The sequence below is a fragment of the Uliginosibacterium sp. TH139 genome (assembly GCF_002855595.1).
Lineage (GTDB): Bacteria > Pseudomonadota > Gammaproteobacteria > Burkholderiales > Rhodocyclaceae > Uliginosibacterium > Uliginosibacterium aquaticum.
Map to the genome: position 1 here is coordinate 79906 of NZ_PKRR01000009.1, position 23511 is coordinate 103416.

At 64.6% G+C, this 23511-nt stretch carries 19 protein-coding genes; 9 read left to right on the forward strand and 10 right to left on the reverse strand.

What is annotated here, in order from left to right; translation table 11 throughout:
• Positions 1–120: 120 nt before the first annotated feature.
• From map to ald, 6 genes are all read right to left on the reverse strand, one after another.
• Positions 121–936 (reverse strand): type I methionyl aminopeptidase, encoded by an 816-nt coding sequence (map, locus tag C0V76_RS17285; RefSeq protein WP_101944153.1) that lies wholly within the window; start codon positions 934–936, stop codon positions 121–123.
• Positions 933–1157, reverse strand: a complete 225-nt coding sequence (locus tag C0V76_RS17290) for a ParD-like family protein (RefSeq protein WP_101944154.1) — start codon at positions 1155–1157, stop codon at positions 933–935. The genes map and C0V76_RS17290 overlap by 4 nt, the downstream gene beginning before the upstream one ends.
• Before the next feature lie 232 nt (positions 1158–1389).
• Positions 1390–3786 carry a methyl-accepting chemotaxis protein gene (locus C0V76_RS20395; protein WP_101944155.1) on the reverse strand — a complete coding sequence of 799 codons (2397 nt, stop codon included), beginning with the start codon at positions 3784–3786 and terminating at the stop codon, positions 1390–1392.
• Positions 3787–4030: 244 nt separating this feature from the next.
• Positions 4031–6181, reverse strand: coding sequence for a glycosyl hydrolase family 28 protein (locus tag C0V76_RS20400; protein WP_101944156.1), 2151 nt, complete (start codon positions 6179–6181; stop codon positions 4031–4033).
• A 211-nt stretch (positions 6182–6392) separates the two neighbouring features.
• Positions 6393–8771 (reverse strand): Tex family protein, encoded by a 2379-nt coding sequence (locus tag C0V76_RS17305; RefSeq protein WP_101944157.1) that lies wholly within the window; start codon positions 8769–8771, stop codon positions 6393–6395.
• A 137-nt stretch (positions 8772–8908) separates the two neighbouring features.
• Complete coding sequence (gene ald, locus C0V76_RS17310; protein ID WP_101944158.1) at positions 8909–10024, reverse strand: alanine dehydrogenase; 1116 nt, start codon at positions 10022–10024, stop codon at positions 8909–8911.
• A gap of 183 nt (positions 10025–10207) precedes the next feature.
• On the opposite strand from ald, the gene C0V76_RS17315 reads away from it, so the two are divergent.
• Positions 10208–10669: an Lrp/AsnC ligand binding domain-containing protein gene (locus C0V76_RS17315; RefSeq protein WP_101944159.1), complete on the forward strand. Its 462-nt coding sequence runs from the start codon at positions 10208–10210 to the stop codon at positions 10667–10669.
• Positions 10670–10727: 58 nt separating this feature from the next.
• On the opposite strand, the gene C0V76_RS17320 is transcribed toward C0V76_RS17315, so the two are convergent.
• Positions 10728–11225 (reverse strand): Dps family protein, encoded by a 498-nt coding sequence (locus tag C0V76_RS17320; protein WP_101944160.1) that lies wholly within the window; start codon positions 11223–11225, stop codon positions 10728–10730.
• A gap of 194 nt (positions 11226–11419) precedes the next feature.
• Here C0V76_RS17320 and C0V76_RS17325 point away from each other — a divergent pair, with 194 nt between their 5' ends.
• From C0V76_RS17325 to C0V76_RS17335, 3 genes are read left to right on the forward strand one after another with little or no spacing between them, the layout of a single operon-like run.
• Entirely contained in the window at positions 11420–11983 is a 564-nt protein-coding gene (locus C0V76_RS17325) for a hypothetical protein (protein ID WP_101944161.1), read from the forward strand.
• Positions 11980–13320 carry an MATE family efflux transporter gene (locus C0V76_RS17330; RefSeq protein ID WP_254048289.1) on the forward strand — a complete coding sequence of 447 codons (1341 nt, stop codon included), beginning with the start codon at positions 11980–11982 and terminating at the stop codon, positions 13318–13320. The genes C0V76_RS17325 and C0V76_RS17330 overlap by 4 nt, the downstream gene beginning before the upstream one ends.
• The gene (locus tag C0V76_RS17335) at positions 13320–14144 is read left to right on the forward strand and encodes an NAD-dependent protein deacylase (RefSeq protein WP_101944162.1); all 825 of its coding nucleotides are present in this window, start codon (positions 13320–13322) and stop codon (positions 14142–14144) included. Before C0V76_RS17330 ends, C0V76_RS17335 begins: the two co-directional genes overlap by 1 nt.
• A 12-nt stretch (positions 14145–14156) precedes the next feature.
• Here the strand turns inward: C0V76_RS17335 and C0V76_RS17340 are convergent, their stop codons facing one another.
• A complete protein-coding gene (locus C0V76_RS17340) occupies positions 14157–15071 on the reverse strand; it encodes a hypothetical protein (protein WP_101944163.1) in 915 nt (304 codons plus the stop codon).
• Positions 15072–15205: 134 nt separating this feature from the next.
• On the opposite strand from C0V76_RS17340, the gene C0V76_RS17345 reads away from it, so the two are divergent.
• Together C0V76_RS17345 and C0V76_RS17350 are read left to right on the forward strand one after the other, a co-directional pair.
• Complete coding sequence (locus tag C0V76_RS17345; RefSeq protein WP_254048290.1) at positions 15206–16150, forward strand: DMT family transporter; 945 nt, start codon at positions 15206–15208, stop codon at positions 16148–16150.
• Positions 16147–16476: a DUF3301 domain-containing protein gene (locus C0V76_RS17350; RefSeq protein WP_101944164.1), complete on the forward strand. Its 330-nt coding sequence runs from the start codon at positions 16147–16149 to the stop codon at positions 16474–16476. The genes C0V76_RS17345 and C0V76_RS17350 overlap by 4 nt, the downstream gene beginning before the upstream one ends.
• Before the next feature lies 1 nt (position 16477).
• Here C0V76_RS17350 and C0V76_RS17355 read toward each other — a convergent pair whose 3' ends face one another.
• Entirely contained in the window at positions 16478–17596 is a 1119-nt protein-coding gene (locus tag C0V76_RS17355; protein ID WP_158239271.1) for an ROK family transcriptional regulator, read from the reverse strand.
• 299 nt (positions 17597–17895) lie between these two features.
• On the opposite strand from C0V76_RS17355, the gene C0V76_RS17360 reads away from it, so the two are divergent.
• The 3 genes from C0V76_RS17360 (at position 17896) to C0V76_RS17370 (ending at position 22458) form a co-directional block, all read left to right on the forward strand.
• The gene (locus C0V76_RS17360; protein WP_101944166.1) at positions 17896–19119 is read left to right on the forward strand and encodes a uracil-xanthine permease family protein; all 1224 of its coding nucleotides are present in this window, start codon (positions 17896–17898) and stop codon (positions 19117–19119) included.
• A 164-nt stretch (positions 19120–19283) separates the two neighbouring features.
• On the forward strand, positions 19284–21215 hold the full coding sequence (locus tag C0V76_RS17365) for a YhgE/Pip domain-containing protein (RefSeq protein WP_101944167.1): 1932 nt from the start codon (positions 19284–19286) through the stop codon (positions 21213–21215).
• A gap of 109 nt (positions 21216–21324) precedes the next feature.
• The gene (locus tag C0V76_RS17370; protein ID WP_101944168.1) at positions 21325–22458 is read left to right on the forward strand and encodes a PleD family two-component system response regulator; all 1134 of its coding nucleotides are present in this window, start codon (positions 21325–21327) and stop codon (positions 22456–22458) included.
• A gap of 121 nt (positions 22459–22579) precedes the next feature.
• On the opposite strand, the gene C0V76_RS17375 is transcribed toward C0V76_RS17370, so the two are convergent.
• Positions 22580–23362, reverse strand: a complete 783-nt coding sequence (locus C0V76_RS17375) for a class III extradiol ring-cleavage dioxygenase (protein ID WP_101944169.1) — start codon at positions 23360–23362, stop codon at positions 22580–22582.
• Positions 23363–23511 lie beyond the last annotated feature (149 nt).

Genomic DNA, 23511 nt, shown 5'->3' on the forward strand with positions numbered 1-23511 from the left:
TGCGCCGCAAAGCAGCTTCCTGCCGGGCAAGCGGGTGAAATCATGACAGCGGGTCAGAAGCGGCCTGAGGCCGCCCCCATGAGGCCATGCTTCAATCCCGGCCCGGCCAATGCTGCACGCTCAGGCTGGCACACCCGCGGACTGGATCGGCGAATAGTCGCCATAGCCATCCGGCCAAGGCGTGAGCACTTCGAAGCCATCATCAGTCACCGCCACCATGTGCTCCCACTGTGCAGAAAGGGAGCGGTCTTTGGTCACCACCGTCCAGCCATCGGGCAGCAGCGTGGTGGCCGCCTTGCCGGCGTTGATCATCGGCTCAATGGTGAACACCATACCGGACTTCAGCACGAGGCCTTCACCGGGTCGGCCATAGTGCAGCACCTGAGGCTCATCGTGATAGATATCGCCGATACCGTGGCCACAGTATTCGCGCACCACGCTGAACCCCTCGCGATGGGCCACACTCTGGATTGCATAGCCCACATCGCCCAGGGTCGCGCCAGGACGCACACGCTGGATGCCAGCGCGCATCGCCTCGTAAGTGGTGCGAACCAGGCGCCGGGCCAGGATGGAAGGCTCACCCACGTAGTACATGCGGCTGGTGTCGCCGAACCAGCCGTCCTTGATGATGGCCACATCGATATTCACGATATCGCCGTTCTTCAGCACCTTGTCGGACGGGATGCCGTGGCAGATCACGTGATTCACCGAAGCGCAGATGGTCTTGGTGTAGCCGTGGTAGCCGACATTGGCCGGAATCGCCTTCTGCACATCGACGATGTAGTCGTGGCAGAGGCGGTCCAGCTCATCGGTGGTAACGCCTGCCCGCACATGTTCGCCGATCATCTGCAGGACATCGGCGGCCAGCTTCCCGGCCTCACGTGCCAGAGCGATCTCGGCAGGCGTCCGGATAGTCACAAATTTCGAAGCTTTCATGCTGCCCTCGCCGGAACGGCTGCCATCAGCTCACTCACGCTTTGCTGCTCAGCCTGGATCAGGAGCTGACAGATCTCTGCGTAAGCCAGATTCGGATTCAGCTCCGCCAGCATGCCCACCCGCAGCCAGTGCTCAGCCTGGGCATTGATGGAGCGGCTCAGGGCCCCACTGGTAAGACGCAGATTCTCATGCATCTGCTCCGAGATTTTGACGATTCCCACTAGCGGCTCCGGATATATGTTTTATATACAAATCGTATATTACCAGATCGTTCGGGGCTTGCCGACAGATCAGCCGGCGGGCCTCAGAAGTTGTTCACGATCTGGAGCGAGAGGCCGTCAGCAGAGGCGAGGCTGGGGAAGCGCAAGAACCGGAGTTTATGTTGATAAATGAGGATGCCGAGCAGCGCCTGAGCCCTGATCACGGCCTCGCAGCCAGATCGTGAGTAGCGCCTCAGAACTGTGCGCTCTTGTTCACCGCATCCAGTTCCGCCAGCACCTTGGCAATGCCTTCAGTCCCCAGTGCAGCCTCGACCAGAATCGAAGAGACCTCCCCGGCCGATTGCTCCTGCTCGACGATCGAACTGGAAATCCCGGCAGCCAGCTCCGACACCTTGCTCATGATCTCGCTGATGCCGGACATCGACCCCACCACCAGCTGAGTGCTCTCCTGCACATTGCCGACCATCGCACGGATGCTGGCCGAGGAGGTCACGGTGTTCATCGCCAGGGTCTTCACCTCCTGCGCCACCACGGCGAAACCACGCCCGGCCTCGCCCGCCCGGGCGGCTTCAATGGCAGCGTTGAGCGAGAGCAGATTGGTCTGCTCGGCAATCTCGGTGATCAGGCCAAGAATCTTGGTGATCTCGCCGGACTGCGCGCGCAGGGTCGCCATGTCACGATTGGCCGCGGCGGTCAGATCCACTGCCTTGCGGATCACATCCATCACCTCGCGGATATGCTGGGCGATGCCATGCATGGCGCTGGCCACGCCTTCCATGGCGTCCGAGCCGCCCTGCACGCTGTGATTGATCTCCTCGGAATTCACCGACACTGCGGCCACTTTCTCCTCAAGCATGCCCAGGGTGCTGGACAGCGTCTGGCGCAACAAGGCGCCAAACATTGAGCTGGAAAGCTGGATCTTGATGGCCTCATAAACACCACCATCACGCGGCCCCACACCGAACACGGCAAGGCCGATCTGGGTCTCGGTGAAATGCAGCGGCATCACCATCACCGCGAGGCGCTCATTGTTACCCGCCAGCAACTCCGGCAACAGGGCTTCGCAGGCCAGGCTGGTCTTGCTGCCCTCGAAGCGTTTGCCGAACTTGCCGAAAGAGGTCAGCACCTTGAGCTGAGAGGGAATGCTCTTGTGGTCCCAGCCGGGCCCACCTTCATACACGGCGAGGCAGAAGGCAGGGATGCCCAGCTTGGGAATATCCTGCTCGAGCAGTTTGACGATGGCCGGAATCTCGTGAGTCGTGACCAGCTTGGCCCCCAGCTGGCTGATCGCCCGCTCTTGAGCCACGGCACGCAGATTGGCGGCAGCGCGGATGCGGGTTGCCGCTTCACTCAGGGCAACCCGCCCCTGGCTCCAGATATCCTCGGCGCGAATCATGCGCCCGCGCCACCACAGGCTCGGCAGGCGGCGACTGCGCAAGGCGGAGATGCAGTTGTGCAGATCCTCTATCTGCAGCTTGTTGTCGGCAAAAGCCTTGGCCGCCACATTCAGGGCCTTGATGAAAGCACCACGGTGGCGACTCCAGGCAAACTCCTTGGCGAAGGCCGCCACCAGCGCTTCAGCCTGCTGGCGGACTACCGCCTTGCGGGCCTCCGAGGCTTCCGGCCCCAGATCCACGGCAGCGCACATGGTCTCGACCGCACTCGCCTGGCTGAAGAAGCCAAACATGCGTAGCAGCGCCTTCGCCCGCGCCAGCAGTCCGAAGGGCTGACCGGCCGCACTGAGGCCGGAGAGTGCAGTCTGCACATTGTGCGAGGAGCAGCCGCAGGACTGCGCCAGCACCAGCCGCGCCGGCAGCTTGGCCTCGTTCCCGGCACGCCCGCCGGAGGCCAGTTCATTGACCAGATCCAGCGCCTTGGCGATCTGCGCATCCCCCGGCAGAGCCACTGTGCTCACCGGCGGTGTCACCGTGCGGGCCTCGAAAGCATCGTTGCAGCCGGTGACCGCTACATCCTCCGGCACCCGGATGCCGCGCGCCTGGAGCGCTTCGATCGCGCCGATGGCGATGTTGTCATTCACGCAGACCAGCACATCCCAGTCCGCCCCAGGGCGTTGCTTGCGCTCGTCGATCAGCAGACGCACCACGATCTCGCCCTGATCCTTGCCCCAGGTCAGGCAGGGCGACACCAGTTGCGGATCCGCCGAGAGCCCCGTCTCGCGCAGCACATCCTGATAGGCCTGATAACGCTCGCGCGCGTAGGGATGGCTCTCAGGGCCGCGTGCAAAGGCCAGGCGACGCTTGCCGTGATGCTGGATCATGTGATCGAGCATCAGGCGCATGCCGGCATAGCTGTCGATCGTCACCACCGGGCGCGCGGGCACTGGCAGGGTCAGGGTCACCACCGGCAGTTTCCCGTAGCGCTCGTAATAGCTGCTGGTGATCTTGTCGGCATCCGACGAGGCCCAGGAAATCACGCCTTGATAGGCCGGGCCGATCAGATCGTAAATCGCCGCGCCAGCATCCTTGCCAAGATAGCCGCCACGGAACACGGCCAGATGCTGCCCCTGTTTCTCGGTGGCGTTCAGAATGCCGTCCAGCAATTGGTCAGGCATGCCCCCGCCGCCCATCTCGCGCGCCAGATAGGCCACCGGTTTCTTGTTCGTCACCATGATCAAAGTCCTGTACTCAAGCCGGCCGCCTGCCCCTGCTGGTGGCCGTGGCACGCGTGCCACACGCCTGTCGCATAGCAGGCCGGGCAGCACAGCGCCCCACTCTGGAAATAACGGACGCAGCCTGCACGAACTTGAACCGCCTTGCAGCGCCCCCAGGCACTCAGGAAGACCTGACCTCACAAGCAAAAGCCCCGCGCCACCTTGCGGTGGCGCGGGGCTCGGATGGGCAGATGCTGCGGGCTCAGGGCACGGCAGGTGTTACGCCAGAGTAAGTCAAGCCGCTGGAGTTCGCGATCGCCCAGGGGGTGGTGGCCGTGCCCCAGTTGGTGATCGTCACGTTCGTGAAGCGACTGTCCTTGAGGCGGCTGATGCTCATCGGCAGGGCATTGGTGATCTTCACCGTGTCGAACAGGATGTTCTCCTGGAAGGTCTCCGCGTAGCCCAGCGTGGCGTCGGTCCCGTCATAGCCATCCACCTTGATCATGGCGCCACCGCTGCTGGTGCTGACGTTATCCACCGTCACATTACGGATCGTGATGTCACGGAACTGCGCCGAGGCACTGGCCTTGTCGAACACATTGCTGCCCGCCGAGTAAGCCAGGGTGAAGATGAAGGGATTGCCGTTGGTATTGTTGCTGAGCGTGCGGCCACTGATCGTCACCGAATTCTTGGTGCCAACGTTGCGCATGGCGTTGTCGCGGAACACTACCCGACGCGCGCCACCTCCGGTAGCCGGCGTGCTCTTCATGCGCAGGCCGTTGTCAGTGAGGAACATCACGTTGTCTTCGGCCAGGATGTCCTGGATCCAGGCACCGGTATGGCTACCCGCCACCACCCCGCCATGCCCTTCGCGCAGATAGTTGTTGAAGATCCAGGCATTCTGCTGCGGCGTGACGCCCTCGTAGTTCTTGCCCTGGCCGGCCGCGAAGTTGATGTTGTCATCTCCGCTATCGACGAAGTTGTTGAACACGAAGGCGTTGTCGCTATTGCCGAACTCGACACCATCAGCATTGTTGATGTCGAAGGTCTGGGTCACGGTATTAGCGAACACCATGTTCTCGCTCTCCAGGAACATGACGCCGTGATAGGCCGGATTAGTCAGCTTCAGCTCGCCCAGATAGATGTTGCGCACCCCGCGGAAGGTAGCGAGGCTGGAGCGACGATTGCTGTAGTAGTTATCGTGCGCCGTGCTGCCGACCGTCGCCCCGGTAGCCGCCAGCTGGCTCTTGGCAAGGATGCCCAGGCTGGCCACCTTGCTGGCACTGCCACCGGCGAAATTGGCAAGACCATTGCCCAGCTCATCGGTGGTGTCGGTGGCAGAGCGGGTCCAGCCATTGCCATCCAGCGTGCCCTTGCCGGTGATACGGATGTTCTGGAACACGCCGCGCGTTTCGTCGTAACCATTGTGGTCGACAAGTGCTGCAGTACCGTTCATGTGCGCAGGATTCAAGGCATTGAGCAGCGACGGAGGACGACGATCATCAGTGCTGTTAGTGAAATAGCTGTAGAGCTGATAGCCCTTGGCGAGCGGATAATCCGCCGAGTCCGCCGACCCCTTGAGGGTGGCGCCTTCAGCGATCTCCAGCGTCATGTTGCTCTTGAGGAACAAGGCCCCGGTCAGGAAGACCTTGCCACTGGCCGCATCCCCCGGAATCAGCACCTTGCAACCGTAAGCGGAGCTTGAACCAGCGGCGCAATCATCGATCGCATTCTGGATCACCGTCGTGTTGAGCGTACTGCCATCACCCATCGCACCGAGTTTGGAGACGTCATAAATCCGCGTATAGGCGGGTGCCGTGCGCACCGTGAGCGGCTGACTGTCGGCTGACTCCTTGCCCGCCGCATCCACCGCGCGCACGGTGAAAGTGTAGGCCGTGTCCGGTGCAAGGCCCGTAACCTTGAAGTTGTGGAACAGTACCTTGACGTGAAAACCCGCCGTATCGGCCGCGTAAAACTGGTCGATATAGGGCTTGGCCGGCGAGTTGAGCGTGTTGTTGGCAGCGGCGCTGCCCAGCTTGCTGCCGTTCATGTAGACGTTGAAATCAGCCAGGGCACTGTAGTCCGCCGGCTTCTTCCACACCAGGGTCAGACTGCTGTCGTCATAGGCCAGCGGCGGCACCTGCAGACTCAGATTCTCACCGCTCGCGCCGCTGCTCACGGCTGCGGACGAAGCCGCCACGCTCGCCGCAGAGGAAGCCGACTGGCTGCTCGCCCCCGACGCTGCGGCACTACTGCTCGCGCTGCTGACAGCCGCCCCCGAGGACGCCCCCGCTGCACCGCTATTCGTGCCTGCGCTGGAACCTCCAGCATCTGAACCACCGCCCCCGCAAGCGCCCAATACCAACGCACAGATGAGTGCTGCGGCCCCTGCCGGCATCCCTTTGTTTTTCATGTCTCACTCCCGATTGCAGCCAGGAGTCACCTGAGCACAGGCCTTCGGAACACCGAAAAACTGCCGCCGCAAGAACCCCTGATACGCCTCCAAATCGCGCGATACAAACCTTGCGCGACTCCCCCGAAAACCAGCCAATAATTAGTTGAAAGGCTACATTAAACGGCGGGGGACGATAGTCCGTATTTCTGCTTATCCGGCTTGAGATCTTTCAGCGCCGCGCCTTGGCAAAGGCGGCCGCCAGCGCATTATTGGCAGGCACCTTTTCCTGCCGGGCTGCCTGCTGCGGCCTGCCACGTGGCGCATCGCGGCCGGGCTGCTCACCCGCCGGCTTGCGCACCACTTCGTCCGACAGCCGCATCGTCAGCGCGATGCGTTTGCGCGCCAGATCAACCTCGACCACCTTCACCTTGACGATATCGCCGGCCTTCACGACCTCGGCCGGATCTTTCACGAAGCGGTTGGACAGCGCCGAGATATGCACCAGCCCATCCTGATGCACGCCGATATCGACGAAGGCGCCGAAGGCGGTGACGTTGGTCACCACGCCTTCGAGCTGCATGCCCGGCTCCAGATCCTTCAGCGACTCCACGCCTTCGCGGAAAGAAGCCGTCTTGAACTCGGGACGCGGATCACGGCCGGGCTTGTCCAGCTCGCGCAGGATGTCCTGCACCGTGGGCAGGCCGAAGCGCTCATCGGTGTATTTCTTCGCATCGAGGTTCTTCAGGGTGACCGAATCGCCGATCAGCTCGCGTGCCTTCTTCTGCACGTCGGCTAGGATTTTCTCGACCACCGGATAGGCTTCCGGGTGGACGGCGGAAGCGTCGAGCGGATTGCTGCCGTCCGTTACGCGCAGGAAGCCGGCGCACTGCTCGAAGGTCTTGTCGCCCAGACGCGGCACTTTCTTCAGCGCCGCGCGGCTGGCAAAGGCGCCGTTGGCATCGCGATGCGCGACGATGTTCTGCGCCAGCGTGGTATTCAGCCCCGAGATGCGCGTGAGCAGCGCGGCGGAGGCGGTGTTCACATCCACGCCCACGGCGTTCACGCAGTCTTCCACCACCGCGTCGAGCGACTTGGCGAGCTTCGACTGATTCAGATCGTGCTGGTACTGGCCCACGCCGATGGCTTTCGGCTCGATCTTCACCAGCTCAGCCAACGGATCCTGCAGGCGACGTGCAATCGACACCGCGCCACGCAAGCTCACGTCCAGCTCCGGAAATTCCTTGGCGGCCAGTTCAGAGGCCGAATACACCGAGGCGCCGGCTTCGGACACGACGATTTTTGTGATCGCAAAACCACGCCCTGTAGGTCCGGCTTCAGCCGGAGGCGATGCCTCGCGTGCGACTGAAGTCGCACCTACACGGGCAATCAGTTCACCGGCGAGCTTGTCGGTCTCGCGGCTGGCAGTACCGTTGCCGATCGCGATCAGCTGCACGCCATGCTTCTCGACCAGCTTCGTCAGCGTATGCAGTGCGCCGTCCCAGTCCTTGCGCGGTTCGTGCGGATAAACCGTGGCGGTTTCCAGCAGCTTGCCGGTGGCATCCACCACCGCCACTTTCACGCCGGTGCGGATACCGGGGTCGAGACCCATAGTCGTTTTCGCGCCGGCCGGCGCGGCGAGCAGCAGGGCCTTCAGGTTCTGGGCGAAGACGCGGATCGCCTCTTCCTCAGCGCGCTCGCGCAGCTTGCCCATCAGGTCCAGATCCATCGACAGCGCGAGCTTCACGCTCCAGGTCCAGCGCGCGGTATCGACCAGCCACTTGTCCGCCGCGCGGCCCTGATCGCGGATGCCGGCGGCAACCATGATCTTGCGCTCGCAGGGATTCGGCTCGGCCGAGCGCGAGCCGTCTTCCGGATCGGTATCCAGCGCCAGCTTCACGCGCAGGAAATCTTCATTGCGGCCACGGAACAGGGCCAGCGCGCGGTGCGAGGGAATGTTGCCGAGCTTCTCGCTGTAAGCGAAATAGTCGCGGAACTTGGCGGCTTCCTGATCGTTTTCCTTGCCCTCGGCCACCGTCACGCGCACCTGGCCGTGTTCGCTGACGTATTCGCGCAGGCTGCCGACCAGCTCGGCGTTTTCGGCGAAGCGCTCCATCAGGATCTGGCGCGCGCCATCCAGCACCGCCTTGGCGTCGGCAAAACCGGCCTCCACATTCAGGTATTGCGCGGCGGCATCTTCCGGCTTCTGGGTCGGATCACTCAGCAGCGCATCGGCCAGCGGCTCGATACCGGCCTCGCGGGCGATCTGGGCCTTGGTGCGGCGCTTCTGCTTGTAGGGCAAATACAAATCTTCAAGACGCTGCTTGGATTCGGCGTTCTCGATGTCGGCGCGCAGTTGCGGCGTCAGTTTGCCCTGCTCCTCGATGCTCGCCAGCACCGCGCCGCGCCGCTCCTCTAACTCACGCAGATAGCCCAGACGCTCTTCCAGCGTACGCAGTTGGGTGTCGTCCAGCCCGCCGGTGACTTCCTTGCGGTAGCGCGCGATGAAGGGCACCGTGGCCCCGCCGTCGAGCAGCTCGATGGCGGCGATGACCTGACGCGGCTGGGCGGCGAGTTCGGAGGCAATGCGAAGTTCGATCGAGGGCAGCATGAGGCAGACGCGCTTGAAAACAAGGGAGGCGCGACTATGCCCAAGCCAGCGCCGGTGGGCAAGCCGGGCGGGCATTCCTCGGCCCGGCGGCCACATCCTCGCGGGAGCGACGCAGCCGTCGCCCCCAGCATCAGGCCTTACTGCAGCACGCTTTCGGCAGCCGTATACGGCAGCACCAGCGCGTCAGCCACTTCCTTGCAGGTCAGCTTGCCTTCGCACACGTTCAGGCCGTGACGCAGATGGACATCGTCCTTCAAGGCCTGCTTCCAGCCCTTGCCAGCCAATGCCAGGGCAAAAGGCAGGGTCGCAGCATTCAGCGCGTAGGTGGAAGTGCGGGCCACCGCGCCAGGCATGTTGGCCACGCAGTAGTGCACCACGTCATTCACCACATAGGTCGGCTCGGCATGCGTGGTGGCGTGCGAGGTCTCGCAGCAGCCGCCCTGGTCGATGGCCACATCGACGATCACCGAACCCGGCTGCATGCGGCTGAGCAGCTCGCGGCTGATCAAACGCGGCGCCGCAGCGCCCGGCACCAGCACCGCACCGATCACCAGATCGGCTGCGCAAACAGCGGCTTCGAGCGCCTCGCGCGTCGAGTGCAGGGTTTTGACCGCGGTGCCAAACTGAGCGGCGACACGCTTAAGCACGGCAGGGCTGCGATCCACCACAGTCACATCTGCCCCCATGCCGGCTGCCACCAGCGCCGCATTGCTGCCGACCACGCCACCGCCCAAGATCACCACCTTGCCCGGCAACACGCCCGGCACGCCCGGCAACAGCACGCCGCGCCCGCCCTGAGCTTTTTCGAGGCAGTGCGCGCCGGCCTGCACACTCATGCGCCCGGCCACTTCAGACATTGGCGCCAGCAGCGGCAGGCTGCCATCCGCAGCGGTCACAGTTTCGTAAGCCACACAGATTGCGCCGCTGGCCAGCAGCGCCTTGGCTTGCTCGGGATCCGGCGCGAGGTGCAGATAGGTGAACAGGATCTGGCCCGGTCGCAACATGGCGCACTCGGCCGGCTGAGGCTCCTTCACCTTGACGATCATGTCCGCCGTGGCAAACAGCTCGGCAGCGGTGGGAACAATTCGTGCGCCGGCTGACTGATAGTCCGCATCCGTCGCGCCGATGCCGAGGCCGGCAGATTGCTCCACCAGTAGTTCATGTCCTTGCGCGACCAGCTCGCGCACCGAGGCCGGCGTGAGGCCGACCCGGTATTCATGGTTTTTGATTTCCCTCGCTACGCCTACCCGCATGATGTCTCTCCCAGTTGCTCACGATGACTGCCTGCCTATCAGATCAGTCTCTTTCGGCCGCGCAGAATTGCTTCAGTCGATAGGTCAATCTTAGGAACACCATTCAAGTGAATATCGCTTTAATATTGGTGATTCGCAGTGAATACAGAGCACAATTTGCCCTAACAACCAGGTAAGCAGTGAATGATCGAACTCGACAAGGCTGACCGCAAAATTCTCGCCGTCCTGCAACGCGAAGGGCGCCTGCCGATCACTGAGCTGGCCCAGCGCGTGGGGCTATCGGCCACCCCGGTGAGCGAGCGGGTGAAGCGTCTGGAACGCAGCCGGGTCATCACCGGCTACCACGCCCGGATCGACCCCGAGGCGCTCGGGCTGCGTGTGCTGGTCTTCGTGGAATTGCGTCTGGCGCAGAAATCCGCCGAGATCTTCGACTCGGTCAAGCAAGCCCTGAGCTTCGTGCCAGAAGTGCTTGAATGCCATCTTGTCGCTGGAGAGTTCGATTACCTGATCAAGGCGCGCATTCCGGACATGCGCGACTATCGCGACCTGCTCGGGCGCATCCTCCTCAAATTGCCGAAGGCTGTGGAATCCCGCAGCTATGTGGTGATGGAAGAAATCAAGGAATCTGCCGAGCTGCCGGTTTGACGCAGCACACATAAAAAAGGCGCTCCCGCAGGAGCGCCTTTTCAGCTAGCTTGCCGGCTCACTCTTCGAGCAGGGTGCGCAGCATCCAGGCCGTCTTTTCGTGCAGATCCAGACGCTGGGTCAAGAGATCCATGGTCGGCTGGTCATTAGCCTTGTCAGCCAGTTCCAGCAAACCACGCGCGGTACGGGCAGTAGCTTCCTGCGCGGCGACCAGCAGGGCCACCATTTCCATGGCTTTGGGTTCGCCCTTCACTGCGGGAATGGTGGTCAGCTTCTCGTAATCGGCATAACTACCCGGGGCTTTCACACCCAGGGCCCGGATACGCTCGGCGATGATATCCAGCGCATTCCACTGCTCGGTGTACTGGCCCATGAACATCACATGCAGGCTGTTGAACATCGGCCCGGTCACGTTCCAGTGGAAGTTGTGGGTCATCAGGTAGAGGGTGAAACTATCGGCAAGCAGTTTGGAGAGGCCGCCTGCAATCGCAACGCGGTCCTTCTCGGAAATGCCGATATCGATCTTGCTCACGGACGTGCTTTTCTTGGCTTTCATGGCAGAACTCCTGAGTGATTGAAGGGAAACCGGGGGCACCGACCAGACGGCCGGTGCCGATATGAAGACACTATCGCAGAAAAGGTTTTTGATCCAATTACAAAATAGCAACATCAGCATAGCCTGCCGCCATCCGGCAGTGCAGCCAGACGCTGCCCTTCCCTGCAACCCATGCTGACACGTACACTTGCGGGATGACCGACACCGCCCTGCCCATCTCCCTGCGCGGCGACCTGCTGCTGCGCAAATCCCGCCGCTGGGGCCTTTTCGCCCTGCTGGCTCTGCTGCTGACCCTGCCCTGCGTACTCTTCATGAAGCCCTTGTGGTCTTTTCTGATCACCCTCGGCTCCGGAAGTTTCATGCTGATGGCCGGCCTCTGGGGGCTGATCCTCGCTGCCGGCCCGCTGGCCTTTCTGGCCTGTGGCCTGGCCGCCCTGTTCCTGCGCGTCGAAGCGCGCTTCGCCCCGCGCAGCCGCCAACAGCCCTTCAGCGATACGCTGGCGATCAGCTTCGCCCTGTTGTTGAGCTTCCTTCCAGCGCTGGCCGCACTTTACCCGCCCGTCAAAGCCATTCTTACCGGCTACATCGGCTTTCGCGGTCTGGGCCAGCAATACCCGCTGGCCTCTGACCCCTATGGTTTCTGGCAGGCGGTTGCCTTCTGGTTCATGGGTGCCGCGACCCTCGCCTTCCTGGCGGGCCTCTACTGGCGCGGCAAGTGGCGCGCCCACCGCACAGCTACGACAACGGCTGCGGCATGAGCCGCAGTAACTCGTTGTATCGGGCGATCCTCGCCCATGCCGGCCCCATCCTGATCGCCCAGCTCGCCTCGATGAGCACCACGCTGGTCGACACCCTGATCAGCGCGCGCGTGAATACCGTGGATCTGGCCGCCGTAGGCATCGGCGCCGGTCTCTACATCTCGGTGATGCTGGCCGCCGCCGGCGTGGTGCAGGGGCTCACGCCGATCGCCGCGCATCAGGTCGGCGCCAGGCAATTCGACCGCCTGCCCGCCACCTTCCAGCACGGCCTGATGCTTTGCGCGCTGCTGGCGCTGGGCTGCTTCGCGATTCTGGCCACGCCGGGCTGGATGCTCACGATGAACGCGGTGAGCCCGGAAGTGGCCGAGCGCACCCGCGCCTATCTCTTCATTCTCGCCCTGAGCCTGCCCGGCACCCTGATCTACCGCGCCTGCGGCGGCATGCTCAACGCCCTCGGGCGGCCGCGCGCGCTGATGTTTCTCGGGCTGGCCAACGCCGTCAGCCATGCCCTGCTGGCCCCCGCTCTCGCCTTCGGCTGGCTGGGCCTGCCGGCGCTCGGCGCGGTCGGCTGTGCGGCCTCGGTGGCGATCAACACCAGCCTCTTGGCCATCGCCGGTCTGCTCTATCTGGCCCGCTCGGAGGTGAGTCGCGACTTGCATCTCTTGCGCGGCTGGCAGCGCCCGCAATTCAAGCAGCTCGCCGAGCACCTGAAGCTGGGCCTGCCGATCGGCATGTCGATGTTTGTCGAGATGAGCAGCTTCGCGCTGATCGGCCTCTTGGTCGCCTCGCTCGGCGCGGAAGCCATCGGCGCCAACCGCCTGCTCGGGAACTTCGCCGGCACCTGCTACATGCTGCCGCTCTCGATCTCGATTGCCACCCTGGCGCTGGTGGGTCAGGCCGCCGGCGCGCAGGACTGGCCGCGCGTGCGGCGCACTGCGCTGACCGGGCTTTTCCTGGGCTGCAGCATCTCCAGCGTGATCGGCCTCCTGCTGTGGCTCTTCGCCGGGCCGCTGGTGCACGGATTCGTGCCGGACCCGGCGGTGCAAAACATGGCCCTCGGTCTGGTAGTACTGATCGCGCTGTACCAGTTCTGCGACGCCGCCCAGACCATCGCCGCCCAGGCCCTGCGCGGCCTGAAGATCACCACCCTGCCGATGCTGGGCCACATCCTGAGCTTCTGGGGCGTAGGCCTCGCCGGCGGCTGGTGGCTGTGCTATCACGGCTGGAGCGCGCCGCTGGGCCTGGCCGGCTTCTGGATTGCCGCCGTCGCTTCCTCCGGGCTGGCCAGCGTATTGTTCGGCGCCATGCTCGCATTCGCGCTGCAAAGGAGAGCCTGATGAATCCGCTGCATGACACGCTGGACCTGCCGGATCTGAATACCGTGGTCACCCGCCTGCTGGCCGCGAAGCGTGTGCTGGTGATCACCGGCGCCGGCATCTCGGCGGACTCGGGCCTGCCCACCTATCGCGGCATCGGCGGGCTCTACAACGACCAGCACACCGACGACGGCCTGCCGATCGAGGTGGCACTGTCCGGCGAAGTCATGGAGGCCGAGCCCTCCATCACCTGGAAACATCTGGCCGCCATCGAGGCCAACTGCCGCGGCGCGCACCCCAACGCCGCCCACAAGGTGATCGCGGCAATGCAGGAGGTGGTGCCGACCACGGTGCTGACTCAGAACATCGACGGTTTTCACCGTCAGGCCGGCAGCCGCGACCTGATCGAGATCCACGGCGATCTGTTCGAACTCGAATGCGTGCATTGCAGCCACCACGAAACCGTGGCCGACTACAGCCGCTTCAAGCAGCTGCCGCCCCCCTGCCCGCACTGCCTGGGGCATCTGCGTCCGGCCGTGGTGCTGTTCGGCGAAGCGCTGCCGCGCCCGGCCATCCAGCGGCTCGAAAAGGTCCTGCAGGAGGGTTTCGATCTGGTGTTCTCGATCGGCACCACCAGCGTCTTCCCCTACATCGCCCAGCCCTTCACGGCGGCCCGCCATTTCGGCGCGCTGGCGGTGGAGATCAATCCAGGCGATACGGAAGTGAGCCGCCACGCCAATGTGCGCTGGCGCTGCGGCGCGGCCGCCGCGCTGGAGCGGCTGTGGCAGGCAGTGTCGGTCGCACGCCATGCGGCGCACGCCTCGCGCGCAGCCCCACAGTCCTGAGCGAAACGCGGCTCAGAGCGGGTCCTGGCGCAGGTTGCGGCGCGCAAACTCGGCGCAGCGCTCGGCGAATTCCTCGGTGCTCTTGGGCATCGACACGCGGGCGCGGGTAATGTCCGAAATCAGGTCGCGAGCCTGGCGAATCAGGCGCACGCCATGCTCGGCCTCCAGCACCACGCGCTCATTGGCATACTCGGGCAGGACCGGGCTGAAATCCCACAAGCGCTCGCCGGCAACCGCGAACCGCGCCCACACATCGAAAATGTCGGCATCGGTGCGTAACACCTCGCTCTTGATGCGAGCCGTTTCCGCGTATGCGGCCGCCAGCTTGTCCACCCCGGCAAACATCGGACGATCGACAAAACTGGCCGACAGGGCATTGGCGATCGCATCGATATCGCGCATCGCCGCCGCAATCTTGTTGTAGCGACTCTCGTAGAAGGCCTCGACCGGAATCGAGAAAGCCTTGAAAGGCTCGCCCCACAGCTCGTCGATGCCTTCATCGCCGCTGCGGTGCTGCACTGTGCGGCCCAGTTGCAGCGCATCCTGCAGGCAGCGGCCACATTCGCGCATCAGGGCGTTGTCGGTAGCGATCTCCACGCCCACCGCCTGCAGATCGACCAGCTTGGTGAAGATGTCGGTGGCGCGGTTGAACAGCGCGCCCGCCAGCATGGCGCCCTTCACACGCTTGAGTTCCGGATCGGTCTCGGCCTCGAAAGCCGCACGCGCCTCACCCAGGCGCCGGCCCGGGATGTTGATGCCGTGCTCGACGTGGTTGAACAGTCGCCGCGTGAGGGCCTCGATCAGGCGCTTCTTGGCGTCCAGCGTACTCGCCGGGGCCTCGTAGGTCTTGATCCAGTAACCGTAGTAATAGACCCGCTCGACGCCGTCGATGATCCGCTTCGTGCCGCAGGGAGTGTCTTCGTTCATGGTGCCGCTTCTACCGCCAGATTCATGCGGGCGTAACTCTACTGTGTTTCGCAAGGTGGGCAGCAGGCAGCGTTGTATTGCTGCCAACTTTGCCACACTGAGTCACACAGAGGCGCTGCAGCTATACTCGGCCGATGCCCGCATCCTCCCTGTTCCAGGGCCTCCTCTGTGCGCTGGGTGCCGGCGTTCTATGGGGCCTGGTGTTCATCACTCCGGCGATCCTCACCGATTATCCGCCCGCCCTGCTCGCCTTCGGCCGCTATCTCGCTTTCGGTCTGGTGTGCCTGCCGCTCGCCTGGCGCGACCGCCGCCGCCTCGCGCCCCTCAGCCGGGCGGACTGGCTGGCCGCCTTCGAGCTGGCCCTGATCGGCAACATCCTCTACTACCTGTGTCTGGCTGCCGCCATCCAGCGCAGTGGCGTGCCCCTGCCGACGCTGATCATCGGCACCCTGCCACTGGTGATTGCGATCGTTGCCAACCTGCGCGAGCGCCTGCCCTGGCTGCGTCTGCTGCCTTCCCTGGTGCTGATCGGCAGCGGCCTGTTGCTGGCCCGCCTGCATGAGTTGCCCGCCGGCGATAGCGGCCCGCTCGGCAGCGGCCTGATCCTGGCCGTGGCGGCCCTGGCTTGCTGGACCTGGTATCCGCTGCGCAATGCGCGCTGGCTCAAGCGTCACCCAGCGCTCGCCTCCAGCACCTGGGCCACCGCCCAGGGCCTTGCCACCCTGCCGCTGGCCTTGCTGGGCATGGCTGGCAGCCTGGGGTGGCAAGTCGGCGGAGCCAGCTTCAGCCAGCCTCTGGGCCCGCGCCCGGCACTCTATGTGGGCCTGATGCTGGCCATCGGCCTGCTCGCCTCGTGGCTCGGCACCTTGCTGTGGAATCGCGCCAGCCGCCTCTTGCCGACTACCCTGAGCGGCCAGCTGATCGTTTTCGAAACCCTCGCCGCCCTGCTCTATGCCTATCTGTGGCGCGGCGAAGCGCCGGGCCTGCTGACCGCCACGGGCATCCTGCTGCTGATCAGCGGTGTGCTGGCCGGCGTGCATGCCTGCCAGAATTCCGGACGCACTGGAGACAAGACATGATTGAAAGCCTTATCGCTCTGCTGGCGCTGTGTGCGCTCGGCTGGTACTGGCAGGATTCGGCGCATGCGCGCGAGTTCGGCGTAGCCGCAGCACGGGCCGCCTGCGCCCGAGAGAACCTGCAGTTTCTGGACGACAGCGTGGCTCAGCGCGGCCTGCGCTGGGTGCGGAATGCTGCCGGCCGGCTGACCTTGCAGCGCAGCTACGCCTTCGAATACAGCCTCACCGGCGATGATCGCCAGCCGGGCCTGGTCGTGCTGCAGGATCGTGAAGTGGTGCTCCTGCAGCTCAGCCCGGCGACAAGATCACCGGGACCGATGCTGCACTGATTCAGAGCGGCAACAACAGCTTGTGCAAGACCAGCGCCGCGGCGCCGGCCGGCACCGCCTGGGCACCGAAGCGCGCGTGCTGCAGCACCGGCATTTCGAGGCCGGCGGCCTGCGCCAGAGCGTCGAAGCTGCGCCGCGCCGAGTTCAGGAAGGCCTGCCCAAGCTCGGTGGCCGAGCCGCCCAGCACGATCATGGCCGGGTCCAGAGTGGTCCACAGATTGTGGATCAGCAGGCCCAGGCGCTGGCCTGCGGTCTGCAGCGCCTTGACGGTTTCCGGATCCGCATTGCGGGCTCGCTCGAACAGCTCGGGCACGCTGCAGTGCTGCGCATTGGCCAGCGATTGCAGACCGAAATAGGATTCGGCGCAGCCATGCCGGCCACAGGAACAGAGCGGGCCATCGGCCTGCAACTGGATGTGCCCGACCTCGCCGGCAAAGCCGCGGCGGCCCAGCAGCAGGCGCTCGCCCACCACCACACCGGCGCCCACACCGATGCCGAGGCCGATGAAGAGCAGCGGATCGCCCATCTCACCGGCGGCAAACTCCACTTCGCCCAGTGCGGCCACATCACAATCGTTCTGCACCCACAGCGGTAGGTCAGCAAGGCCACGGCTGCCCAGCACGCGCAGCAATTCGTCGCGCACCGGCACATTGCGCCAGCCCAGGTTCGGCGCCACCACCAGCAGGCCATCCGCTTCCTGCACGGCACCTGGCAGGGCCACGCCAATACCGAGCAGGCCACGCCCCTCGCCACGCAGGCAGCCCACCATGTCGGCCAGCATGCCGGCCAGCGTGCCGAGAATTTCGCCCGGCCGCTCGCTGCTGCTGAAGCTCTCCTCCAAGCGGTGCAGTACCTCGCCATCAAGCGACATGCCCAGCACGCACAGCTTGCCCACCGCCAGCTCCGCACCGATCAGGGCCAGACGGCGCCCGTCGATACGCAGCGGGGTCGGGCGGCGGCCGATGGCACCGGTGACCAGCACCTCCTCCTCGCGCAGCCAGCCCTCGTCCACCAGTTCCTGCACCAGCAGACTCACGGTGGACTTGGTCAGCCCGGTCTCCACCGCCAGTTCTGCACGCGAGAGCCCGGGGCGCGCGCGCACCAACCGGACCAAGGCCATGCGGTTGATCCTTTTAAGGAGCCGCTGGTCACCTGTTATTGCCATCTTTGATCTGCCTCCAAGCCATGTAATTTTTTTGTTTTCCGGCCGATTGTTTCACACTACCTTGCCCGAAAGGGCGGCAACTTATCATCCGCCACGAAACATGTCACACCCGTTTGCATTCGCTCAGAACTTGCCTTCACGCTGAACTGAAGATACTGATTTTTTTGGCAAAATCGCAAACAATTCGCAGCCTTTCGCACTATCCCCCTCCACTCGCGGTTGCAGCCGCGTTTTTTTACAGGAGCAAGCCCAGCATGCAAGACACCCCCTCCCACAACGGACCGGTCTGGCGCCAAGCCATTTCCGGGGCCCAGATCCTCTTCGTCGCCTTCGGCGCACTGGTCCTGGTGCCCCTGCTGACCGGCCTGAATCCGAGCATGGCCCTGCTCGGCGCCGGGGTGGGTACCCTGCTATTCCAGCTGGTCACCCGCCGCCAGGTGCCGATCTTCCTCGGCTCTTCCTTTGCCTTCATCGCCCCGATCATCTATGCCACCCAGCACTGGGGCTTGCCCGCCACGATGGGCGCACTGGCCTGTGTGAGCGTGATGTACTTCATCTTTGCCGGCCTGATTGCCCGCCACGGCGCCGGCATCGTGCACAAGTTCATGCCACCGGTCGTGATCGGTCCGATCATCATGGTGATCGGCCTCGCCCTGGCCGGCGTGGCGGTGAACATGGCCATGGGCAAGGACAATCCGATCGGCTATGGCCCCTCGCTGCTGCTCGCCGCCGTGTCGCTGGGCACCACCATCATCGTATCGATTTTCGCCCATCGCTTCCTCAAACTGATCCCGATCCTGATCGGTGTGGGAGTCGGCTACGCTCTGGCGGCCGTCCTGGGCTATGTGGATTTCGGCAAGATCGCGGCCGCGCCCTGGTTCGCCCTGCCGAATTTCGTGGCACCTGAATTCAACCTCTCGGCCGTACTTTTCATGCTGCCGGTCGCGCTGGCGCCGGCCATCGAGCACGTCGGCAACGTGATCGCCGTGGGCGGCATCACCGGCAAGGATTACACCGAACAGCCGGGTCTGCATCGCACCCTCGCCGGTGACGGCCTCGGCGTGCTGTTTGCCGGCCTGGTCGGCGGCCCGCCGATCACCACCTATGCCGAAGTGACCGGCGCACTGACGCTGACCCGCAATTTCAACCCGGTGATCATGACCTGGGCGGCCGGCCTCGCCGTCGCGATGGCCTTCGTCGGCAAGTTCAACGCCATCCTGCAATCCATCCCGGCACCGGTAATGGGCGGCATCATGATCCTGCTCTTCGGCTCGATCGCCGCCATCGGCCTGAAGACCCTGATCAGCGCTCGCACCGATCTGGAGCAGCCGCGCAATCTGGTCATCGTATCCACCGTACTGGTGCTGGGCATCGGCGCCTTCAGTGTGGAAATCGGCAGTTTCGTGCTGCAGGGCGTGAGCCTGTGCGGCGTAGTCGCCATCGTGCTGAACCTCTTGCTGCCCAAGCCGCGCAGTTAAGCCAGCACAGCCTGCCCCTCAAGCCCCGCCGCGTGCGGGGCTTTTTCTTGTCCTTCGGGCAGCCCCTCGGTGCGCTTCAGGGCAAAGCCGCCAGGGTCGTTAGCAAACCAGACGCCTGCGCATGGCGACGCCCCGCTTCTGTCTCCGCCCCCCGGCTGCCGATCATGAATCTGCTCACCCAAACCCTCGCTCTCGCCCGCATCGAGCTGTGCTTCTTCACCCGCTACCCGCGCATGCTGCTGGCCGCTGCCGTGGTGATGGTGATCCCGGCACTGTATCTGGTGATCTACCTTGCCAGCGTCTGGGATCCGGGTGCCCACACCGGCGAGTTGCGCGTGGCGCTCGTCAATCTCGATCGTGGCGCGTCCCTGCAGGGGCACAGCATCAATCTCGGTCAGGAAATCGTGGCCGCACTGCGTGCGGAGCGGCGCTTCGGCTATCTCGAAATGCCGGATGCTGAAGCCGCCCTCGCCCGCGTACGCAACGGTCAGCTAGCCTTTGCACTGATCCTGCCAGCCGATTTCAGTGCCGCCAGCCTGCCAGGCAGCCAGCCCGGCGCCGGGCAACCGCTGATCCACGCCTCGGAAGGCAACAACTATCAGGGCGCGCTGCTCGCCCGCCACTTCGCCGAAACCCTCGGCCACAAGATCAATGAAGAACTCAATGCTCAGCGCTGGCAGCGCGTGATTGCGACAGCGCAGGAGGCGCACCTGCGCTTCAGCGAATTCCGCCAGCACATGGAGAGCCTGCGCGAAGGCGCCCGGCGACTCAGCCAGGGGGCCGGCCAGACTGCCAGCGGAGCACAGGATCTGGCTTTTGGCGGTAGCCGCCTGAACGCTGGCGTGGAGCAGCTCACTTCCGGCGTGAAGCAACTCGGCAGCGGCCTCAAGACCATGGACGCAGCCCTGCCACCGAGCACCGAGCTGCAGCGCCTTGCTAGTGGCGCCGAACGGCTGGCCAGCAGTCACGAGGAGTTCGGCAACGGACTCTTCGCCCTGCAGCGCGGCGCCAGCCAGCTCAACTCCGGCTTGCTGGCCTTCAAGGATGAATTCGAAGAGAGTCTGTTCATCCCGACCAGCGTCAGCCAGGGCGTGGCGCAATTGGCTGGCGGCCTGTCGCGCGTCGATCACGGCCTGACCGCCGCCACCGAAGCCGAGCAGCGCCTGGCCGACGGAGCCCTGCAGCTCAGAAGCGGCGTGGACGCCCTTACCCAGGGCATGCAGCAAGTGGGCAGCGGCATCCAGACCATGGTGCGGGTGCTGCCCCAGGATCAGCAGCTCGACGAACTCTCCAGTGGCGCCGGCCAGCTAAGCCACGGCGTGCAGCGGGTTTCCGGTGCCAGTCGCCAGGTCGCCGGTGGTGCGCAGCGCCTGGCCGTCGGCATTGAGCAGCTGGCCAGCGCGCTGCCCGCCAGCCTGCCCTGGCCCGCCGGCAATCCGCTCGGGCTGGCACGCTCGGTAGAGCCACGGGTGGAACGCGTAGCCCCGGTCGCCAACAGCGGCAGCAGCTTCGCCCCCAATGTGCTCGCCGCCGCGCTGTGGCTGGGTGCCGGGATCGCAGCCTTCCTGCTCCACGCCCGAGTGCTGCCGCAGGAAGCACAGGCCTTCAGCCGGCCGGCCCGCCTTGCCGGCAAGCTCGCCCTGCCGGCAGGCGTAGTGCTGGCCCAGGCGCTCGTCGCAGGCATGGCCCTGCACAGCCTGCTGCGGGTCGACATCCAGCAGCCAGCCGCCTTCGCCCTGACCCTGGCACTGGCAGCAATGTGTTTCCTGCTGATCGTGTTCGCCCTGACCCTGGCCTTCGGGGACGCCGGCAAGGCCATCGCCATGCTCTTGCTGGCGGTGCAGCTTTCCTGCTCCGGCGGCGTGTTGCCGGTGGAGCTCAACGGAGGCCTGTTTGCGAGCATCAGCCCGTGGCTGCCGGTGACCTGGACCGTACGGGCCCTCAAGGCCAGCCTGTTCGGCGCCTATGCCGGAGCCTGGCAGGCGCCGGTGCTGCAGCTGGCGCTCTGCAGCCTGCTGTGCGCCGTGCTGGCCAGCCGCTTTGCGCGCTGGCGCTTCACCTGCCCGAGCGCTGTGCGGCCGGCAGTCGATATTTGACAAGGGACATCAGGCAGACCTTCGGACCCATCATCTCAACTTGCCCCAAACCCAACCGTAAGCCCTCCATGAAGCCGGCGAGCCGGTAAGCATCGACGAGGGCATCACCATGAACCAAGCAGCCAGAACCGCCGTATTCGTGCTTGAGCAGGACAGCGCCATGCGCCAGGAAGTGTGCGCCGAACTGGCCCGGATCTGCCCCGACGTGCGCGGCTTCGGCCTCCAGGAGGAGCTCCTACCGGCGCTCGAAATCGCCCCGGCGGTGTGCCTGCTCGACATGGATTCACCGGAAGCCGGCGGCCTTGAGATCTGCCGCCATCTGCGCGCCCAGGGTGACGATCAGGCCCACGTGATCCTCAGTTCACGCCACGACAATATCCAGCTGCGCCTGAACGCCTACGACGCCGGCTGCAATGACTACATCCAGCGCCCGCTGATTCCGGAAGAGATCGTGCGCAAGGTCGACAGTGTGCTCAAGGCCCACGCCCAGGTCGCCGCCCTCTCCTCACAGCTCGACTACGCCATGAGCACCGCCTTCAGCGCCATGAGCACGATGGCCGAGATGGGCACGGTGATGAAGTTCATGCGTGAAGTGTTCGCCTGCGACACCCCCCAGCAGATCATCGACCAGACCATCGCCGCGTGCCGCGACTACGAGCTGAACACCCTGGTCGCCTGCCGCCTCGGCGATAGCTCACAGGCCCACAGCGAGCACGGCCCGGCCAGCCCGCTCGAATGCTCCCTGCTCGAACACGCCCGCAACAACGACCGTATCACCCAGTTCTCCGGGCGTCTGTCAATCAGCTATCCGCACCTGACCCTGCTGGTCACCAACTGGCCGAAAACTGACGAGGACCGCGCCGGCCGCTTGCGTGACCATCTGGCCTTCGTGGCCGAGGCGGCGGACATCCGCTGCAAGGTGCTGGAACACGACACGCGGCGCCTGCAGCGCACCGAAACCATCCTCGAAGCGGTCAATGGCCTCATGCGCATGGTCGATTACCTGCGCGAGCGCCAGCAAAGCCAGCGCGAAAGCGTGATGCGCATGGTGGCCGACCAGGGCGACGAGATCGCCCGCTCCTTCTACCGCATGGGCCTCACCGACGCGCAGGAAGGCGTCATCCTGAACCTGGTCAGCAGCCGAGGCGCCGAGATCTGCGAACAGATGGCCGGCTTCGGCCTCGAACAGGAACGCATGCTCGAAGGCATCATCGAGACCATGAAGAGTCTCGCGGAGGACTAGGCCTGCTCAGGCCTCACCGCCCCTGCACGGACGGCCTGGGGGCACAGACCGCGCAGTCAAAACGCTTTGCCCGGCGCCACGCCGCTCAGGCCAGTGAATGACCGGAACGGCGCTCACGCGCTCAGTCCCAGCGCCAGGCATCCATGGCCAGGGTGCCACGCTCGAACGCCTCATGAAAGCACTTGCCCTGCGCGCCCTCACCGGCCGCTCCCAGCGCCACGAAGAGCGGCAGAAAGTGATCCGGCGTGGGATGGGCGCGCTGCGCATGCGGCGCCTTATAGGCCCACTCCAGCAGGCTGCGGCTGTCACCGCTGGCCAGACGCGTAGCCACCCAGTCGCGAAATTCGCGTGCATAAGCCCCCGCGCCGCCACTGGCGCCATGAAACCAGTCGCGCAGATTGTGCGTCATGTGGCCCGAGCCGACGATCAGCACGCCCTGCTCGCGCAACGGTGCCAGTGCCGCGCCAAGCGCCAGATGGTGAGCCGCATCCAGGCCGGGCTGCACCGAGAGCTGAAGAACCGGCACATCGGCTTGCGGATACATTTTCATCATCGGCACCCAAGCTCCGTGGTCGAGCCCGCGGCAACCTTCGATCCCGGCCGGGAAACCGGCCTCGCGCAGCAAGGCCAGCGCCTGCCGGGCGATTTCCGGGGCCCCCGCGGCGGGGTAGCGCAAACGGTACAGCTCGGCCGGAAAACCGCCGAAATCATGGATCGTTTCGGGCGCTGCGGCGCCACCCAGCAAGGGCAGATTGCTTTCCCAGTGAGCAGACACCATCAGCACCGCTGCCGGTACCGGCAATTGCGCCGCCTCCACCGCCCAGGCCGTGGCGGCCGCACTAGGCTCCACGGCATGCATGGGCGAGCCATGGGAAAGGAAAAAAACGGGCAGACGGCTGGCCATGATCAACTCCTGTACGCGGCTGCCGGCCGCGCCTGAAATACGCAGAAACAAAACCTGCAAGAGAAAAACGGCCTCCCCGGCAAGGAAGCTGCAAGCATTGTCTGCCCGAGCCGATCAGGGATAAAGCAGCTAAACTGCGATGAATTCCT

What these genes read in the sequence shown, in the direction of transcription:
- C0V76_RS17340 (WP_101944163.1), bottom strand. Translation starts at nt 15,071, where the DNA reads ATGAACGAAGACACTCCCTGCGGCACGAAGCGGATCATCGACGGCGTC.
- C0V76_RS17315 (WP_101944159.1), top strand. Translation starts at nt 10,208, where the DNA reads ATGATCGAACTCGACAAGGCTGACCGCAAAATTCTCGCCGTCCTGCAA.
- map (WP_101944153.1), bottom strand. Translation starts at nt 936, where the DNA reads ATGAAAGCTTCGAAATTTGTGACTATCCGGACGCCTGCCGAGATCGCT.
- C0V76_RS17330 (WP_254048289.1), top strand. Translation starts at nt 11,980, where the DNA reads ATGAGCCGCAGTAACTCGTTGTATCGGGCGATCCTCGCCCATGCCGGC.
- C0V76_RS17350 (WP_101944164.1), top strand. Translation starts at nt 16,147, where the DNA reads ATGATTGAAAGCCTTATCGCTCTGCTGGCGCTGTGTGCGCTCGGCTGG.
- C0V76_RS17365 (WP_101944167.1), top strand. Translation starts at nt 19,284, where the DNA reads ATGAATCTGCTCACCCAAACCCTCGCTCTCGCCCGCATCGAGCTGTGC.
- C0V76_RS20400 (WP_101944156.1), bottom strand. Translation starts at nt 6,181, where the DNA reads ATGAAAAACAAAGGGATGCCGGCAGGGGCCGCAGCACTCATCTGTGCG.
- ald (WP_101944158.1), bottom strand. Translation starts at nt 10,024, where the DNA reads ATGCGGGTAGGCGTAGCGAGGGAAATCAAAAACCATGAATACCGGGTC.
- C0V76_RS17305 (WP_101944157.1), bottom strand. Translation starts at nt 8,771, where the DNA reads ATGCTGCCCTCGATCGAACTTCGCATTGCCTCCGAACTCGCCGCCCAG.
- C0V76_RS17335 (WP_101944162.1), top strand. Translation starts at nt 13,320, where the DNA reads ATGAATCCGCTGCATGACACGCTGGACCTGCCGGATCTGAATACCGTG.
- C0V76_RS17325 (WP_101944161.1), top strand. Translation starts at nt 11,420, where the DNA reads ATGACCGACACCGCCCTGCCCATCTCCCTGCGCGGCGACCTGCTGCTG.
- C0V76_RS20395 (WP_101944155.1), bottom strand. Translation starts at nt 3,786, where the DNA reads ATGGTGACGAACAAGAAACCGGTGGCCTATCTGGCGCGCGAGATGGGC.
- C0V76_RS17355 (WP_158239271.1), bottom strand. Translation starts at nt 17,596, where the DNA reads ATGGCCTTGGTCCGGTTGGTGCGCGCGCGCCCCGGGCTCTCGCGTGCA.
- C0V76_RS17360 (WP_101944166.1), top strand. Translation starts at nt 17,896, where the DNA reads ATGCAAGACACCCCCTCCCACAACGGACCGGTCTGGCGCCAAGCCATT.
- C0V76_RS17320 (WP_101944160.1), bottom strand. Translation starts at nt 11,225, where the DNA reads ATGAAAGCCAAGAAAAGCACGTCCGTGAGCAAGATCGATATCGGCATT.
- C0V76_RS17370 (WP_101944168.1), top strand. Translation starts at nt 21,325, where the DNA reads ATGAACCAAGCAGCCAGAACCGCCGTATTCGTGCTTGAGCAGGACAGC.
- C0V76_RS17345 (WP_254048290.1), top strand. Translation starts at nt 15,206, where the DNA reads ATGCCCGCATCCTCCCTGTTCCAGGGCCTCCTCTGTGCGCTGGGTGCC.
- C0V76_RS17375 (WP_101944169.1), bottom strand. Translation starts at nt 23,362, where the DNA reads ATGGCCAGCCGTCTGCCCGTTTTTTTCCTTTCCCATGGCTCGCCCATG.